This window comes from Sulfurimonas sp. (genome assembly GCF_041563035.1).
In the GTDB taxonomy this organism is placed as follows: domain Bacteria; phylum Campylobacterota; class Campylobacteria; order Campylobacterales; family Sulfurimonadaceae; genus Sulfurimonas.
On the sequence record NZ_JBFFNS010000004.1, the window covers coordinates 125,476 to 141,548 of the forward strand.

Consider the following 16,073-nt stretch of genomic DNA (forward strand, 5'->3'; position numbering starts at 1 on the left):
ACTGCAATAACGTTAAGTTACACTTAACGTTATACAAAAATTACACTATAATATCTATTACCCAATTATTTAGGTGGTTGAAAATGGATAGTGTCGAGTCTCAGCTAAAACAGAGTATTAATGATTTAATGTCAAAAAAAGAAGAACTGCAAGCGGTCTTTGACATGGCGGCAAACGGTATCTCTATTCTTGACCATAACGGTATGTTTCTCTATGCGAACAAATTCTTTCAAGACATGATGGGTTACACGATGGAAGAACTATATACTGAGTCTTGCATCTCTTTATCATCTCCAGAATATGCCGCTGCTTCAGAAACCGCAGTCCAAAAAGCCATAAAATATGGAAGTATTCAAAACTTTCGTAAAGTCTGTATTACAAAATCAGGGAAACACCTAAATGCAAGTATGTCACTTAGTTATCTAAAAAGTCGTGATGAAATCGTTATGATAACCTCAGATATCACCCAAGATATAAAGTATCAAGATGAGTTAAAAAGACAAGTTGAGATAGAGGTGGCAAAGCGAACTGAACAGTATGAAATCATGTGCCATCAGTCAAGGCTTGCTGCTATGGGTGAGATGATTGACTCTATTGCACACCAATGGAGACAACCTCTTAACGGTCTAGGTCTAATCGTTCAGGGCTTAAGACATATATCTGACAACGACATGCTAAATAAAGAGATGCTGGAAGAAATTGAAGATGAAATCATGGAAAAAATCACTTATATGTCTCAGACTATCGATGACTTTAGCAGTTTTTTTCGTATCTCAAAGAAAAAAGAATCCTTTGATGTCATAAACAGCATTGAAGATGCTATTCGCCTGATAGACGGTCAGTTAAAATCTAACTCTGTAAAAATAAAAATCATATTTGAAAATGGTGTTCCAAGGAATGTTGTCGGGTTTCCAAATGAGTTTAAACAGGTAATTATGAACATAGTTCATAATGCTATGACAGCAATCATAGCAAAAGACAAAAAAGATGGTCTTATACAAATAGAGCTAAGCTTTTATGATGGCAGACTCAACATCTGCATCTCAGATAATGGCGGAGGCATAGACGAATCAAACTTTGAAAAGATATTTGACCCATACTTTACTACACGTGAAAACGGAAGCGGTATAGGTCTATATATGTCCAAGGTCATCATAGAGCATCATATGCAGGGTTCTCTCACCGTACAAAACCACAATGACGGTACGAAGTTTTGCATAAAGTTAAAATGTCAGGATTTACAATAATATGGAAGCGATTCACAAGCGTTTATCCTCACATACAGTCTTAATCGCAGAAGATGACCCAAGCACACTAAAATGGCTGGTAAGAGTACTTAAGATTTATTTTAAAGATGTCAAAGGTGCTTCAAATGCTATGGAAGCTTTAGACTTTTTTACTTCTTCACCATGCGATATAGTCATAGCCGATATTCAGATGCCCGAAGTTGACGGACTCAGCTTTTTGCAAAAGATATCCCTTATCTCGCCACACACCCTAAGAGTTGTCATGACAGCATTCAACTCTAACCCGTACTTAAATCGTGCAGTAGAATCTGGTGTTCACTTCTATCTTAAAAAACCCATCGATATAGATGAACTTCTTGTTGCCATATCTTCACACATGCCTGAGGGTAAATCCATAAACCCTATTTCCAATCTTGGAGAAGGATTTTATTATGACGCTCAAAACAAGATGGTTTACAAAAAATCAGTTCCTGTCAAACTCACAAAAAAAGAATTATTACTTTTAGAACTACTGCTAAAAAATCGCAATGGCGTAGTTGGGCTTGAGATGATTGAACAAAGTATTTACGAAGAGAGTGTCACAGCAGATGCCATACGCATGGTGGTTGTAGGTCTTCGCAAAAAGATTTACACAGATCTTGTAGAAAATCTCAAAGGACTCGGTTACCGATTAAACATCTCTTAAAAACCTTATTAAAACCTTATACACTCCTTATTAATACCTTTTGATTATCCGTTACCATTATTAAGTGCAAATAAAAGGAGTGATATATGAAAAAGCAAATTCTTATAGTTGGTGGTGGTACAGCAGGAACCATGACCGCTAACAATCTTGCAAATAAACTTATGCCGGAGATTAATCGTGGAGAAGTAGAAATAACAATGATTTCTGACTCAAAGATTCATGTATATCGCCCGGGAGCAATGTATGTTGCCTTTCATAAGGCTGCAGGTCATGAGTTTATCCGTGATCAACGTTCTCTGCTTATGCTAGAAGTTGATTTCATCGTTGACAAAGCTGTTGAGATCAATGCAAAGTCGAACTATGTAAAAGGCAGAAGTGGTAAAAAATATAACTACGACTATCTTGTTTTAGCTACCGGATGTGAAGTTGCCGCTGACAGGATTCCGGGACTGCAAGAAGGTGGTGATTGGTTCTATAGTTATGAAGGTGCTAAAAAGTTGGCTAAAAAGTTTGAGAAATTAGAAAAAGGCAGGGTTCTAGTTACTGTAAACTTTCCTAAAACTCCAGATATTCCTCATCAGTGTGGTATCGCACCGGTTGAGACGACCATGATGCTACATGATTACCTGACAGAAAAAGGTATTAGAGATAACATAGAAATTATTTATACTTACCCTACAAAATCGCAGGCGGTAGAAAATGGGCTTTTCTTACAAGCTCCGACTTCTGATGTTCTTCCAATGATTTTTGACAGTATAAATGTAAAACACAAGACTAGTTTCACTCTTGCAAAAGTCGACCCTGAGACCAAGACTGCTTATTCTGAAGAAGGCGAGAAGATAGAGTTTGATATTCTTATGTCAACACCGCCGTTTATTGCAGCTGAAGTGATTCGTAAGTCAGGATTATCTAAAGCTCTTGATGATGAAGGCTGGTTGCCAACGGATAAAAAGACTCTTAAAGTTAAGGGCTTAGAAAACGTTTACACTCTGGGTGATACTGTTGACTTATCTGTTTCTAAAGCGGGTGGTACTATTCACAATCAAGTAGATGTTCTTGTAGATAACATCGCAGCAGAGATGCGTTTTGGATATCCAACAGAATCTTATGATGGTAAAGTAATCGCTATCGCACAGATGGGGCTACAGTGTGGAATGCCGCTTTGGTATGACTACGAAGAAGATGTCAAACCGACTCCTTGTAGTAAACTGGGTAGTTTTGTACGCTTAGGTTTTAACAAAAGTTTATATTGGGCTGCCGCACGCGGTATGTTATAGGAGGTCACCATGAGCGAAGTAATACAAACAAAAAAAAGTGCTGAGATGCAAGAGATTGAAGACAAGATGACAATGTTAGTACAAACAGGCAGAATCGATAACCTTATTGATTTGCTTGCTGTAGTATCTGACCAGATAGAGATGACGACAACTCCAATAGTCGAGAAAATGGTTCACTCTATAGATAATATAGCAACTGCCGGTTTTGTAACAGAAAATGCAGTTAGATATGCAAAACGCGAAAGTGCCAAAAAGGAGGTTCCAAGTCTTTTTGGTATGTTAAAATTGCTTAAAGATGAAGATACCAGAAAAGGATTGGCATTTATGCTGAACCTGACAAAAGGTATCGGTAAACAGATGTAAAGATTTCAGCAGTGGTCACTTTGCTTCCTCTTTGTGGCCACTGCTATCTTAAGAAAACAAACCTAAAATGAGAGTGCATACTTAAAATAATATGTATTTTCATAGTCTCCAAAATCACTTGTGCTAGGACCATTTTGAATCATCGCACCAAGTACAAATGTATTGTAATCATTCATAGTATATGTAAGAGTCGGCGATACAAAACGTGAATTTTTATCATTAAAACTCTCTATGTAGACAAGTCCTCCGTCTAAAAATATATTAAAAGTATAAGTCGCAGAAATAGCCGTGTAAAAGTTTGAACTAACTAGATTTGAGAGTATCTCAGAATCTCTGTTTAAAAGTATCTCACCACGTGTAAACTTCTCAGATGAGTAAAGTGCTTCACCTATAACAGTAAGACCATTTACAAAACCATAATCAGCTCCAATGATGCCTTGAAAAAACTCTTTTTCATCTAAATCGGATAAGGTCTTAAGAGTATTTTTTATATATGCTCCCTCACTTCTAACCTCAACTCCTGTGTCACCTAGATTTCCTTCAAGTTCCACTCCCAGCATCTTAGTATCATCAGAACTTACAGCATCTATGGCAAAATCTGCAAAGTCTAAAAAAGCTTTATATCTAGCTCCATACTTGAAAGTATAGTCAGCGTTTTGAGATGCCACTGCACTTAGATGCGAAGTATCGTTTATGTGTTTTGTGTATGAAAGAGCCACTACTCCGAAAGTCTCATCAGGTTCAAGTGCATAGATATTTTTGGGATTAAAAAGATTCGTTGGAGTCCAGATGCGACCTACTCCCATGGAGATATTTTGCAGACCTGCAACTGCTCTGTTTTTGTTGTCTTCATAACCGCTGTAGAGTCTATATAGCTTTGCATAAACACTTCCCTCATAGTAGTCATGATGATTAGTCTGTGTACTAAAAGGTGTATCTGACTTTATCTCTTTCACATAGTTAAAATCATTTGAACTTACATAGTCATGTCCAAGGTAGTTCACTCCATCACCTATTAAAGTAACAAAGTAATTACCCTCCGTATAGTCTCCACGAAACCTCAATCTATCGTAGTTGTAGACATAGGTCTTATCTGTGTTTGGTTCTATTGAACCTTGAGAGATTGTAAAGTTGGTATTGTCCACTCTATACTCAAACTCTGCAAATAGTGCAGTTGAAACTAAAATCAAGAGTAGGACTATTTTACGCATCTACCAAAGCACCGTCATTTAGTCTTATGATTCTCTTTACGCTCTGCATTACCATCTCATCATGAGATGCAAACAAGATGCTCACACCCTCTTTCTCGTTAAGCTCTCTCATCATATCCATCAAGCTTTGAGAGTTTTTAGAGTCTAGATTTGCTGTAGGTTCATCCGCTAATATAATCTTTGGTTTTGGAGCTACTGCACGAGCCACTGCAACACGTTGTTGCTGTCCACCGCTTAGAGCATTTGGAAGTGACTTTAGTTTATTGTCTATCTCAAGCATAGATGCTACCTCTAGGACTCTACGCTTTATCTCACTATCACTAAAACCTCGAAGCTTCATAATAAACCCAATATTTTCTTCAACACTCAAAACAGGAACAAGATTATATGCCTGAAATACAAAACCCATTTGAGTAAGTCTAAGCTCTGTACGCTCCTCTTCACTCAAAGCAGTTATCTCTCTATCATCAAGAAAAATCTTTCCGCTGTCTACACTATCGAGTGCACCTATGGCATTTAAAAGTGTAGTCTTACCACATCCAGAAGGTCCGCTAAAGAGTGAAAATTCACCGTTTTCTATAGTTAGGTTTATATCTACAAGAGCATGAACTTCTCTGGGATCATCTTTAAAAAAATACTTGTTTACATTTTCAAGTCTTATCATTTTTCAGCCTTTATAACTTCTATAGGATTTAGTTTTTTTATCTTTGCCAGCGGTATGATGACACTAAGCACAGATGCAAGGATGATAGCCGCAAAAGTAGTAGTGAAGTATGAGACTTTGATTGTTCCGTAGATGATAGCTTCATATCCCCACATCTCTAGCGCATCTGAAAAAGAACTCAAATCCATTCCATAATCTTGTAGATATATAAGTAATATTAACCCAAGTATTGCCCCGCTTAAATAGCCAAAAAAACCGACAAAAATAGCCTCAAAGACTATCTGTAATCTTATGTATTTATACTGCATCCCGATGCCAAGCATGATTCCAAACTCTCGAACTCTATCTAGTATAGAGACATACATCACTCCAAATATCCCGATAAAAACAACACCCATAACTATGAAAAATGTTATAGAGTTAAATATCACCATCAGATCTTGCATCTGCTTCATCATAGGTTGCAGTTCTAAAAAGCTCTTCACATCATAGTCTGAATATTTTATTTTAAGAGCTTCATATAGTTTTTCATCATCGCCCATTATGGCTATTTGAGTAGCCTCACTGGATGCAGTTCCTAAGAACTTGTGCAGGTATTTAATATCTACAAAGATGGCATTTGTATCGAGTGTGATATTTGTTGTCTGTACTATCGCTCTTATTCTTAGCGCAATAGAGTTTATCTCGCCTGTGCTGTTCTGGGTTGAGAAGATGAGTTTTGATCCTACACGTACTTTAAGTGTTTTTGCAAGTTCTATCCCTATAAGCGCACCTCTTTTTTTAAGGTCTATCTCACCCTCTTTTAAAAACTCACTAAACTTACCAAAACGCTCTTCATCCGCCAAGTCAATACCATTTATGGATGCAAAAGATGACTTTCTGGCTGTGGCTGCAAGACCGTCTGTTTTTAATCTCAAAACAACAGCCTTCACTCCTTGCATCTGCTCTATTTCTTCTTTTATCTCTTGTGCATTTTTAACTATATGTTTGATATCTTTGTCTATTCTATACTCTTTTGCATAGATGCTGATATCTCCGCTTCCGCTTCTTTTGTTTTTGTCTAACATATTAAAAGTCATACCGTCATAAAGACCCTGAATACTAAGCATCATGCTCATACTCACTGCTATCATGGTTATTACTAAAAGTGTACGTGAAATCCGCAAAAACGAGTTCTTCCAAGCCATTTTAATTATTAGTTTATACATGTCTACTCGCTTCAATAGGCTCAAAAGAGTTTATAAACAGGTATGGATAGATGATGCTTAAAAAATTCAGTACATATATAAGAGCAATGTTCCAAGCAATTGTAAACATGTCAAAATTAAACGGTATTTCATCCGAGACGATTCCGTAATCTTTGTACATCTCAGCTATTCCCTCTATTACGATTGGGTTTATACTGTAGTAGTAACAGATATATGTTGCTATTGGTACGGCTATGAGAAAGGCTGCGCTTGAGAGTATAAATATCTCATAAAACAAAAGTGCAAATATCCTGCCTTTGGAGAGTCCAATACATCTAATGACTCCAAACTCTTTTATACGCGAACTCACATTTATAAAGCCATAGATCATAATAACAAAAAAGATAACCACCAAGAACAAAGAGAGAGAAATATATCCAAAGATGTTGTCAACTTCCATCGCTTCAACCATAGTCTTCATCAATGTCTTCCAAGTCAAAGACTCCAGATTTTCATCATCCAGAACTTTTATAATCTCACTGTTGACTAGCTCGACATCGTCTAAATCTTCTACCTTGATTGTTATATATGAAGCCATGTTTTTTGCATACATCAGTTCGTCGAAGTATGATCTGCTTACAAATGAAGCACTGGAATCAAACTCAAATGAACCGGTTTTAAATGTCCCGCATAACTTGAAAATATCAGCCGCAAATGAGTTATCACTTGCACCTCCCACAAAAGTCACCTCATCACCTATGCTTAACTTGAGTTTTTTAACTAATTCACTGCCTGCATAGAGACAGTTGCCAGAGTCGTTATCTAAAAACTCACCCTCTCTTAATGCTAAAGCTATTGAACTTAGAAGTTTCTCTTTTTCGGGCTCTATACCTGCTATCATGGAAGCTGCAGAGTGTTCTTTGCTAGACAACAATCCATAAGTCTCATATCTTGCGCTAAAGGTCTCAATGCCATCAATGTTTGCAAGTTTATCTGTAATACTTTTAACGTCACGAATAAGATACTCATTCCCACCAACATCACGATAATCTTTATGATAGATCTCAATAGCCCCTGTATAGATTTTAAGTGAGTTCTCAAGCATCGAGTTGTGAGAGCCGTCCTGCCATGACACAAAGACTACAAACAGCATTGTAGATACAAGGGTAAGAATGAAAGTCGTTATAGAACGACCTTTGTAAAATAGGATGTTTTTTATGGCTAGATTGAACATGTTTTATTTTACTATTTGTTTTCTTTTGTTGTGATTACTTAGATAAATACAATATATGTATTATGCTAAAATATTTAATTAATACAACATACATGAGGTAAGAATGGACAATAATGATATACAAAAATACACTATATTAAGAAATCAATATTATCCTGATTTAAATAGTTCTAATGACTTAATAAAAGGTAACCAACTTTTAGACTTTAACTTTTTATTTATAACTAGTCTCATTTTGTATTAAATATTTGACATAATAATAATTATACGCTAACATGTAAAGTATATTGTACAAAGAGAGGCTTATGGACTTTAAAGAATTTGGTGAATATTTATCCCTATTAAGAAAACAAAACAACATTTCTCAAGAGCAGATGGCAAAAGATTTGAGAATTTCCAGAGCTACTATTAGTTCGTTTGAAAATGGAAGAGCATCTGATGTTGGTTTTAAAAAAGTGCTTCAGATTGTTGAGTATTTAGGTTTTGAACTTAATGTTAAAGAGAAGTCACCATTTCCTACTTTTGAGGAGTTAAGAGATGCAAGATAACCTAAAAGTAAAAGTCCATAACAAAACAGTAGGCAATCTAGTTTATGAAAACGAAGATTACATCTTCAGTTATAATAGTTCTGATAAAGATGACTTTGTATCTTTAACGATGCAAGTAAGAGTTAGAGACTATTTAAACAGACAACTTCATCCGCTCTTTGAGATGCATCTGCCTGAGGGCTACTTACTCTCAGTTATTAAAAAACACTATTCTAAACTAACAAAGACAGATGACTTTGGTCTATTGTCCTTGATGTCGTCTAAAGTAAAGGGCAGAATTAGTTATGAAAATAGTGCTTCAACTAACCAAGAAGTTTTAACACTAGACACTCTACTGCATCCGGAGAATGAAAATCTTTTTGAAGAACTAGTAGACAGGTTTGCATTATCATCTGCCATATCAGGTGTTCAGCCAAAGGTTTTAGCAAAAGTACAAGACAAAGCAACTCTTTCTTTTGATGAGTACATAGTTAAATCATGGGGAGATGATTATCCTCACTTAGCTTTAAATGAATACTATTCCATGCAAATAGTCAAACACGCAAACATAGAGGTTCCAGAGTTTTATATTTCAGATGACAACAAACTTTTTATTATGAAAAGATTTGATATAAAAGATGACGGCTCATTTTTAGGCTTTGAAGATATGTGTGTACTTCAAGCAAGACCCAGAGATGACAAATATGAAGGCTCTTACGAGCAAATTGCCAAGACTATAAAAACCTTTGTATCTCCCAAAAATAAAAAAGACTCTCTAGAACAATATTTCAAAATGATTGTTATCAACAATCTAGTAAAAAATGGAGATGCTCATCTAAAAAATTTCGGTCTTATCTATGAAGATATAAATGATATTAAGCTATCTCCTGCTTTTGATATTGTTTGCACAACTATCTACATCAAAAATGATGTTCCGGCACTGCATCTACTAGGCAGTAAAAAATGGTGGGATAAAAAATATCTTATTAAGTTTGGTGTAGAAAGCTGTGAGTTAACTCCTAAAGATGCAAATAGTTTATATGACACATGTGTAGAAGCTTTTGATTTTATATGTAAAGAAATAAATGAGAGAATAGAAAAAGAAGAAGATGCAGAGATAAAAGAATTTTTATCTCAACTTTTTAAGTGAGATAGCTACCTTACCTCGAAAACCGTTTCAAAGCACTCTTTTTAAAGTACTGTGCAGATATTTCAGTGTCATATTTTACATCCTCTAGTAGCATCTCAGTGTAGTTGTCTTTCTTCTCTATCGGTTGGATTTTCCAGTATGTCGGTATATAGTATTTGCCGTATTTTTTCACATCTTTATATAGAAAGATTCTTACCTCTTTCATATCTTCATCGTAAAATATATCTTTTTTAGAGGTGTAAGTCTCTGTATCTATAAGAGAGACTATCTTTCCCCATACTACGGCTGCATCTTCTTTTGGTGTAAGCTCTAAGGTCACTAACTTACCCTCTTTTTTTAAAATCTTTGCATTATAATCTTCCACAACTGAACTCTGTTTTACAACGTCATCATTTGTGATGTCACTTCCCATCCAGTTTTGCAACATCATAGATGCGGGGATCTTTATAGTTCTCTCAATCTTTGGTACATACTGCCACATCTGGTTGTCAAGAGAGAGAAAAGTAATACCTTTATCTTTTGGCGGATAGAGGATTTTTGTAAAACTTTTCTTTGTTCCCTCAGACCAGCTCTGCATCTTCATAGTTCTCTCATGCCCCATAGATATTATCTTCATAGTAAGCTTCATAGAGACATTTTCACCGCGCATGTTTTGGTCTAATTTTTTAATAATCTCATCTGCCTCATTTGCAAATAAAATACTAGAAATCATAAAAAATACTATAAAAATCTTACTCATACAAGTCCTTTTACTATACTGCTTCTACTCTGTTTCTACCATTAGCTTTAGCTTTATACATAGCCTGATCTGCCCTAAGGATAATAGACTGAGCATTATCACCTTTTTTAAACTCACTGATACCAAAACTGCAAGTGACACTTCCTACTACGTAAAACTGCTCTTGTTCTATGATCTTACGAAACTTCTCTGTAACCTCACGTGCGAGTTCCATCGGAGTTAAAGGCATGATGATGACAAACTCTTCACCACCCCATCTAGCCAAGGTGTCCGTACTTCTAAGGTTTTTCTCAATTAATCTTGCCATGTCTCTGAGTGTGTTATCACCCTCTAGATGCCCATATTTATCATTGATGCTTTTGAAGTGGTCTATGTCTAAAAAGACAAGAGAGAAGGTATCTGTTGTATATCTCTCTATCCTTTTTATCTCATTTCTAAGTTCCATCTCAAACTTTGATCTGTTAAAGATACCTGTAAGATTATCTATAGTTGAAAGTTCTTCATATTTCATCGCACGAGCAGCTAAGAGTTTGTTTATCTCTCTTAGCTCGGCGTCATTATCTCTCATATTTTCGGCCCATTTTGAGTAGACCTTTGCGACTATCTCCTCTTGAGTTATTTGACCAATTATCTTGCCGTCATAGTTTTCTACTATGAGTCTTTTAAAGTGTTTCTTCTGTATAAAATCCAAAGCATCTTTTATGGAAGTGTCATAACGTACAGTCTGAAGAGGGGTAGACATATACTCTGATATCGGCTTATTTAGGTCTTCATTATTTCCTAGCATCTGCATGACATCTTTTGTTGTAACGATTCCCACAGGAGACTCTTCTTCATCAACTATTACACAGTCATAGAGGATGCTGTCCATCATTCTGGCAACTTCTGCTGCGGGAGTAACTACAAAGGCTTGTTTTATATGAGTAGTCAGAAGTATCTCACTGACGGGACGTTTTTCAAGCATCATCTGAGGGTCTATACTAGAAACTATATCATAGTAAGAGACAAAGCCTGTAAGGTTGTATTCATCATCTACCGCACATAGACAGTTGTTGACACTGTCTATCTCTTTGAGACAATCAAGCACTGAATCATTATCATTTACTGACGCTACTATGTCGTACTTTATAGTTTTTATTTGCTGAGAAAAATCAATATCTTGGAGTTTAAGTCGAATTACATCATTAACTTTCAAAAGTCCAAACTCTTGCTTGTTCTCGATTCTTATGACGATATCTCTATGATTGTTTTCGTACATAAGCTCAATGGCTTCTTGAATGGTTTGAGAGTCCTTTATACAAAGAACATCTTTTGTAGAAATATCACTTACTTTTGGAAATTCCATCATATGTGCTCCTCCTTATAGTACCTGCCTGTAACTATTGTAACACCATATTTATTTAAAAAAGATGAAACAAAAAAGAACTACTCTAGTTTTTCGTGAAACTCTATAAGAACATCAAGCTGTTTTTTCAGCACTTGTTTTTCATCACTCTCTTTTGCTTTTTTAATCTTTTTTTTAATAGAAGCTATCTTCTTTTCAAGTGAGTCTTTGAGTTTTTCTCTTTTGTTTTCTTTTTTTTCTTGCTCACTCTCTTGCAGTGCAAAAAACTTCTCTACTTTATTAAACAACTTTTCCATATTCATGAACTCTCCCTTAAGTCTTGTATATCACTATCTTTTATCCATAATACAGATGCTGTTTGAATCAGATTTTTAGATATTTCATAGGCAAATGAGCTATCGTTTATAAGTGAAGTTGCCATTTTTGTTTTTATCTGATTAGTTCTAATAAGTGAATCTATCTTACCATTTTCTATCAGGTTCAACTTGTCAACCTCTTTTTTTAAAAGTTCGATACTTGAGAGAATGTCCAAATCATCTTCAAGATATCTAATGTCGTTTATAGAGTCTATTGTCTCTGCTATCTCCGTTCTAAGAAAATTGTATTCATCTTTCATGATTTCATTATTAGAATTTAAATAGATTCTAATATTTTTCTGTAATTCTCTTACATATTTTATTGACTCAACAATATCTCTGCATGAGAGTTTCAGTTCATAAACTTTGTTCTTTTGTTCTTCACTCATATTTTCTTGTGCAAGAGTTGCATAATATATTATCTGACCGTAGATCTCTTTAATATTTGTGTCGTAAAAAGTGTTTATGTCTGTATATATATCCTTATCTGAGTGCTTAATTACACTCGTTATATCCTCACATCCAAGATATTGATGTCTATGAAGCAAAAGGGCATGTGAAAGTACTTCAACAGCATTATCATAAAGATGTTCAACCTCTTTTTTTATAGCTTCAAGAGCAGCTTCTGGAACATTTATGACTACATCATCAAGATATTTTGCTTTATCAACATCTCGTACTTCTATAAAAAGAGACTCTAAAAATTTCACAAGATAGGAGGTAAATGGAGCCACTACAAGTATGCCTAGAACATTAAATATAGTATGAAAAAGTGCTAATTGCATTCCGTAATCTCCAGCATCTATACCTATAACATCAGATAGATAAGTAACTACAGATGCCAGTTGGTATAAGAATACTATGGCAACAAAAGCAGTGACTAGGTTAAATATGAAGTGTGCGACTGCTAGTCTTTTTCCATTTGCGTTGGAGCTAAGCGATCCAAGTATAGCGGTAACTGTTGTACCAATATTTGCACCAATTGCCAGTTCTAAAGCATTAAAATACTCAATCTGTCCAGTAACAAGTGCTGTAATTATTAGAGCCATAGTGGCACTACTCGACTGTATAATCACCGTAGCTACTGCACCTATTAAAACATAGACTAGAACACCAAGATAACCGTCCATAGCATAAGATGCCAAGTCTATTCCGCTCTTTAGTGCATCAAATCCATCTTTCATGTAAGCAATGCCTAAAAATACAAACCCCAATCCAACTAAAATACTTCCCAGACCTTGATATGATTTAGCATCTTTAAATCTAAAGACCACTCCAAAGATAATCATAGGCAGAGCAAATTGTGCAATATCTATCTTTACACCAAAGGTTGATACTATCCAAGATGTTGCGGTTGTTCCAATATTTGAGCCAAAAATAACTCCAATGGCACCACTAAGAGTAATAAGCTCTGCGCTTAAAAAAGAGATGATGATAATAGTAAGAAGGGATGAACTTTGAACGATTGCAGTGGCTACAAAACCGGCACCTATAGCCTTTGGTACAGTAGAAGTGGTTTTTTTAAGAACTTTTTCCATTACTCCGCCACTGAAGAGTTTAAAGCCGTCTTCCATAAAAACCATGCCGAGCAAAAAGATGGTAACTCCAGCGATAATAAGTTTAGCATCATTGCTCGAAAACAGAAGATATGCCAAAGCAAGTAAAAAAAGTGGATAGACATACTTTTTGAAATCCATGTAATAACCTAAATCTTTTCTCTTATTATACCACTAAATCTAACTCTTGAAGTGTTCCTACTCCTCCACTCTCTTTTAGGTAAACTGTGCTCTCTTTCATCATAGCTCTATTTAAATCAAATGGAGTTTTTACACTCTCAAGATATAATGCGCCGACATCTTTATCTTTAAGTGAAAATAGATGTTCTGTAGAGTCTGCATCTTTTGTCCAGATAACTAACTGCTCAAACACCTCATCATTTTCATCTATCCAGCCGTTGTTGTCAGAGTCATAAGCTTTTAAATCGTTAAATCCATTACCGCTTTTTGGACCAAAAAGCTCACTACCGTCATTTATGATGCCATCCTTGTTTTTATCCAGTGCTAAAAAACCGCTTCCGCTTCCAACAAAAGAAAACTCATCACTCTTACCGTCTAGGTCAAGGTCAAAGTTATGTTTCACATCGCTGATAGTCACGATATCTTTACCAAAGTTCAGCACAAGAGGGTCTATAAGTGCATCTCCGGCTTTTATGCTGATGCTCTCATGTGATTGTGACTCTTGTTTGATACTAAAAGCAAGTGCAAATTCCGTCTCTTTACCATCTGCTGTTCTGACACTCCCAGATGCTGAGAATTGCAGGGATTCTTTTTTTATCTCAGTTTTTTCATAGTGGTAGTCGATGCCCCATCCTAAACGCTCAGGTTCCGAACTCTCGTCTTTTTTTGCATCTGTAGCCTCAACCGACTCTACACCTTTTAAAGAGTGCATAAAAGATATATTTATTTTTTTGCCTGTCAATGCTTCAAGTGCTCTGACAATCGCCATAAGTTTAGGGCTGAGTGTCTCATCAAATATCTCTTCTTCTAGCTTCTCCACTTCGCTTACAGGCTTGTAAAACTTTTTAAAATCTTCTGTAAGTTCCAGTCTGTCAGCACGACGAAGTCTCTCTGGCGAATCTTCTTCCCTATTCCACATCTCTAAACTCTCACTCTCATAAAGTTCATGACTTTTGTAGTGAGAAGATAAAAGGGAGATTTCTGATTGCTGGATTTTCATGACTCATCCTTTTGTCAATATACTTAGGCATATATCGACAAAAAGAATTAACGAGTAGTATTATCTTCTTCTGTTTGAGTTACCTCTTGAAGTGCTACCACCTTGTGCAGGCTTGTTACGAGGTCTGTTTCTAGAGTTTCCTCCACCCTTACCTCTTCCGCCACCACCTTGGTTGATAGGCTCTGCTTTTATAGACGGGTCAGGTTTAAAACCTTTTAACCATACTTTTGGGATATCTTTTTTGATAAGCTTCTCGATGTTTGCTAAATACTCGTTTTCATCTATACAAACTAGAGAGATAGCTTCACCTTCGTTTCCTGCACGACCAGTCCTTCCGATGCGGTGAACATAATCTTCACTAACATTTGGAAGCTCATAGTTTACAACGTGAGGAAGTTGGTCTATATCGATACCACGTGCCGCGATGTCTGTTGCGACAAGAACTCTAACCTCACCTTTTTTAAAGTCGGCTAGAGCTTTTGTTCTGGCATTTTGGCTTTTGTTTCCATGAATTGCAACCGCTGTTATGCCATCTGCATCTAACTGTCCTGCCAAACGGTTTGCACCGTGTTTAGTTCTGCTAAATACAAGAACCTGTTTCCAGTCACCCTCTTTTATGAGGTGAGTAAGAAGTTCGCGTTTACGAACTTTATCTACAGGATAAACAGCTTGTTTTACCGTCTCAGATGCAGTATTTCTACGAGCCACTTCAATAAGTGTCGGAGAATTAAGAAGTCTATCTGATAGTTTTTTTATCTCGTCTGAGTAAGTAGCCGAGAAAAGTAGAGTTTGTTTCTGTTTAGGAAGAACTTCTAAAACCTTTCTGATGTCGTTTATGAAACCCATATCTAACATTCTGTCTGCTTCATCTAAGATGAGAAAATCAACTTTTGAGAGGTCTATAGTTTTTTGGCTAAGGTGGTCTAAAAGACGACCCGGAGTTGCTATAACTATATCAACGCCTTTACGAAGTTGTACTATCTGAGGATTTATTTTTACACCGCCAAATATCACACATGATTTAAATGGAAGGTGCTTGCCGTAAAGCTCTACACTCTCAGCAACTTGTGCCGCTAACTCTCTTGTAGGAGTCAGAATAAGCGCTTTTACGTGATGTTTACCTTTCATAGGTTTTGCTCGGCTTAAAAGCTCTAGCATCGGAAGAGTAAAACCTGCAGTTTTACCTGTTCCTGTTTGTGCACCCGCAAGGATGTCTTTTCTATCCAGAATAACAGGGATAGCCTGTTTTTGAATCGGGGTCGGTTCACTATAGCCTTGTTCTTTAATAGCTTTTAATAGTGGAGCCGATAACCCTAAGTTGTTGAATGACATGTATTTCCTAGTCTTAATAT

The 16,073-nt window shown here is 36.1% G+C and carries 16 protein-coding genes; 6 read left to right on the forward strand and 10 right to left on the reverse strand.

Annotated elements, in window-relative coordinates; all coding sequences use genetic code 11:
• Positions 1 to 83 precede the first annotated feature (83 nt).
• The 4 genes from ABZC13_RS04940 to ABZC13_RS04955 all read left to right on the forward strand — a co-directional run bounded on the left by ABZC13_RS04940 (position 84) and on the right by ABZC13_RS04955 (position 3,572).
• A complete protein-coding gene (locus tag ABZC13_RS04940; RefSeq protein WP_373000924.1) occupies positions 84 to 1,247 on the forward strand; it encodes an ATP-binding protein in 1,164 nt (387 codons plus the stop codon).
• Between the two features lies 1 nt (position 1,248).
• Entirely contained in the window at positions 1,249 to 1,932 is a 684-nt protein-coding gene (locus tag ABZC13_RS04945; protein ID WP_373000926.1) for a response regulator, read from the forward strand.
• Positions 1,933 to 2,018: 86 nt separating this feature from the next.
• Positions 2,019 to 3,209, forward strand: a complete 1,191-nt coding sequence (locus ABZC13_RS04950) for an NAD(P)/FAD-dependent oxidoreductase (protein ID WP_373000928.1) — start codon at positions 2,019 to 2,021, stop codon at positions 3,207 to 3,209.
• Between the two features lie 9 nt (positions 3,210 to 3,218).
• Entirely contained in the window at positions 3,219 to 3,572 is a 354-nt protein-coding gene (locus ABZC13_RS04955; protein WP_373000930.1) for a DUF1641 domain-containing protein, read from the forward strand.
• A gap of 62 nt (positions 3,573 to 3,634) precedes the next feature.
• Here the strand turns inward: ABZC13_RS04955 and ABZC13_RS04960 are convergent, their stop codons facing one another.
• From ABZC13_RS04960 to ABZC13_RS04975, 4 genes are read right to left on the reverse strand one after another with little or no spacing between them, the layout of a single operon-like run.
• Entirely contained in the window at positions 3,635 to 4,783 is a 1,149-nt protein-coding gene (locus ABZC13_RS04960) for a hypothetical protein (protein ID WP_373000932.1), read from the reverse strand.
• The gene (locus ABZC13_RS04965) at positions 4,776 to 5,447 is read right to left on the reverse strand and encodes an ABC transporter ATP-binding protein (protein ID WP_373000934.1); all 672 of its coding nucleotides are present in this window, start codon (positions 5,445 to 5,447) and stop codon (positions 4,776 to 4,778) included. Before ABZC13_RS04965 ends, ABZC13_RS04960 begins: the two co-directional genes overlap by 8 nt.
• Positions 5,444 to 6,655, reverse strand: a complete 1,212-nt coding sequence (locus tag ABZC13_RS04970) for an ABC transporter permease (RefSeq protein ID WP_373000936.1) — start codon at positions 6,653 to 6,655, stop codon at positions 5,444 to 5,446. Before ABZC13_RS04970 ends, ABZC13_RS04965 begins: the two co-directional genes overlap by 4 nt.
• Positions 6,648 to 7,868: an ABC transporter permease gene (locus tag ABZC13_RS04975; RefSeq protein ID WP_373000938.1), complete on the reverse strand. Its 1,221-nt coding sequence runs from the start codon at positions 7,866 to 7,868 to the stop codon at positions 6,648 to 6,650. Before ABZC13_RS04975 ends, ABZC13_RS04970 begins: the two co-directional genes overlap by 8 nt.
• Positions 7,869 to 8,173: 305 nt before the next feature.
• On the opposite strand from ABZC13_RS04975, the gene ABZC13_RS04980 reads away from it, so the two are divergent.
• The gene (locus tag ABZC13_RS04980; RefSeq protein ID WP_373000940.1) at positions 8,174 to 8,416 is read left to right on the forward strand and encodes a helix-turn-helix transcriptional regulator; all 243 of its coding nucleotides are present in this window, start codon (positions 8,174 to 8,176) and stop codon (positions 8,414 to 8,416) included.
• Entirely contained in the window at positions 8,406 to 9,545 is a 1,140-nt protein-coding gene (locus ABZC13_RS04985) for a type II toxin-antitoxin system HipA family toxin (RefSeq protein WP_373000942.1), read from the forward strand. The genes ABZC13_RS04980 and ABZC13_RS04985 overlap by 11 nt, the downstream gene beginning before the upstream one ends.
• A 10-nt stretch (positions 9,546 to 9,555) precedes the next feature.
• On the opposite strand, the gene ABZC13_RS04990 is transcribed toward ABZC13_RS04985, so the two are convergent.
• The 6 genes from ABZC13_RS04990 to ABZC13_RS05015 all read right to left on the reverse strand — a co-directional run bounded on the left by ABZC13_RS04990 (position 9,556) and on the right by ABZC13_RS05015 (position 16,053).
• Positions 9,556 to 10,284 carry an outer membrane lipoprotein-sorting protein gene (locus ABZC13_RS04990; protein ID WP_373000944.1) on the reverse strand — a complete coding sequence of 243 codons (729 nt, stop codon included), beginning with the start codon at positions 10,282 to 10,284 and terminating at the stop codon, positions 9,556 to 9,558.
• A 13-nt stretch (positions 10,285 to 10,297) separates the two neighbouring features.
• Complete coding sequence (locus tag ABZC13_RS04995; protein WP_373000946.1) at positions 10,298 to 11,632, reverse strand: diguanylate cyclase; 1,335 nt, start codon at positions 11,630 to 11,632, stop codon at positions 10,298 to 10,300.
• Between the two features lie 77 nt (positions 11,633 to 11,709).
• Entirely contained in the window at positions 11,710 to 11,925 is a 216-nt protein-coding gene (locus ABZC13_RS05000) for a hypothetical protein (protein WP_373000948.1), read from the reverse strand.
• 2 nt (positions 11,926 to 11,927) lie between these two features.
• Positions 11,928 to 13,682, reverse strand: a complete 1,755-nt coding sequence (locus ABZC13_RS05005; protein ID WP_373000950.1) for a Na/Pi cotransporter family protein — start codon at positions 13,680 to 13,682, stop codon at positions 11,928 to 11,930.
• 25 nt (positions 13,683 to 13,707) lie between these two features.
• Positions 13,708 to 14,721 carry a hypothetical protein gene (locus tag ABZC13_RS05010; protein WP_373000952.1) on the reverse strand — a complete coding sequence of 338 codons (1,014 nt, stop codon included), beginning with the start codon at positions 14,719 to 14,721 and terminating at the stop codon, positions 13,708 to 13,710.
• A gap of 60 nt (positions 14,722 to 14,781) precedes the next feature.
• Positions 14,782 to 16,053, reverse strand: coding sequence for a DEAD/DEAH box helicase (locus tag ABZC13_RS05015; RefSeq protein WP_373000958.1), 1,272 nt, complete (start codon positions 16,051 to 16,053; stop codon positions 14,782 to 14,784).
• Positions 16,054 to 16,073: the final 20 nt, after the last annotated feature.

What these genes read in the sequence shown, in the direction of transcription:
- ABZC13_RS04950 (WP_373000928.1), top strand. Translation starts at nt 2,019, where the DNA reads ATGAAAAAGCAAATTCTTATAGTTGGTGGTGGTACAGCAGGAACCATG.
- ABZC13_RS04980 (WP_373000940.1), top strand. Translation starts at nt 8,174, where the DNA reads ATGGACTTTAAAGAATTTGGTGAATATTTATCCCTATTAAGAAAACAA.
- ABZC13_RS04995 (WP_373000946.1), bottom strand. Translation starts at nt 11,632, where the DNA reads ATGATGGAATTTCCAAAAGTAAGTGATATTTCTACAAAAGATGTTCTT.
- ABZC13_RS04945 (WP_373000926.1), top strand. Translation starts at nt 1,249, where the DNA reads ATGGAAGCGATTCACAAGCGTTTATCCTCACATACAGTCTTAATCGCA.
- ABZC13_RS04990 (WP_373000944.1), bottom strand. Translation starts at nt 10,284, where the DNA reads ATGAGTAAGATTTTTATAGTATTTTTTATGATTTCTAGTATTTTATTT.
- ABZC13_RS04960 (WP_373000932.1), bottom strand. Translation starts at nt 4,783, where the DNA reads ATGCGTAAAATAGTCCTACTCTTGATTTTAGTTTCAACTGCACTATTT.
- ABZC13_RS05015 (WP_373000958.1), bottom strand. Translation starts at nt 16,053, where the DNA reads ATGTCATTCAACAACTTAGGGTTATCGGCTCCACTATTAAAAGCTATT.
- ABZC13_RS05005 (WP_373000950.1), bottom strand. Translation starts at nt 13,682, where the DNA reads ATGGATTTCAAAAAGTATGTCTATCCACTTTTTTTACTTGCTTTGGCA.
- ABZC13_RS04985 (WP_373000942.1), top strand. Translation starts at nt 8,406, where the DNA reads ATGCAAGATAACCTAAAAGTAAAAGTCCATAACAAAACAGTAGGCAAT.
- ABZC13_RS05000 (WP_373000948.1), bottom strand. Translation starts at nt 11,925, where the DNA reads ATGGAAAAGTTGTTTAATAAAGTAGAGAAGTTTTTTGCACTGCAAGAG.
- ABZC13_RS04975 (WP_373000938.1), bottom strand. Translation starts at nt 7,868, where the DNA reads ATGTTCAATCTAGCCATAAAAAACATCCTATTTTACAAAGGTCGTTCT.
- ABZC13_RS05010 (WP_373000952.1), bottom strand. Translation starts at nt 14,721, where the DNA reads ATGAAAATCCAGCAATCAGAAATCTCCCTTTTATCTTCTCACTACAAA.
- ABZC13_RS04940 (WP_373000924.1), top strand. Translation starts at nt 84, where the DNA reads ATGGATAGTGTCGAGTCTCAGCTAAAACAGAGTATTAATGATTTAATG.
- ABZC13_RS04955 (WP_373000930.1), top strand. Translation starts at nt 3,219, where the DNA reads ATGAGCGAAGTAATACAAACAAAAAAAAGTGCTGAGATGCAAGAGATT.
- ABZC13_RS04965 (WP_373000934.1), bottom strand. Translation starts at nt 5,447, where the DNA reads ATGATAAGACTTGAAAATGTAAACAAGTATTTTTTTAAAGATGATCCC.
- ABZC13_RS04970 (WP_373000936.1), bottom strand. Translation starts at nt 6,655, where the DNA reads ATGTATAAACTAATAATTAAAATGGCTTGGAAGAACTCGTTTTTGCGG.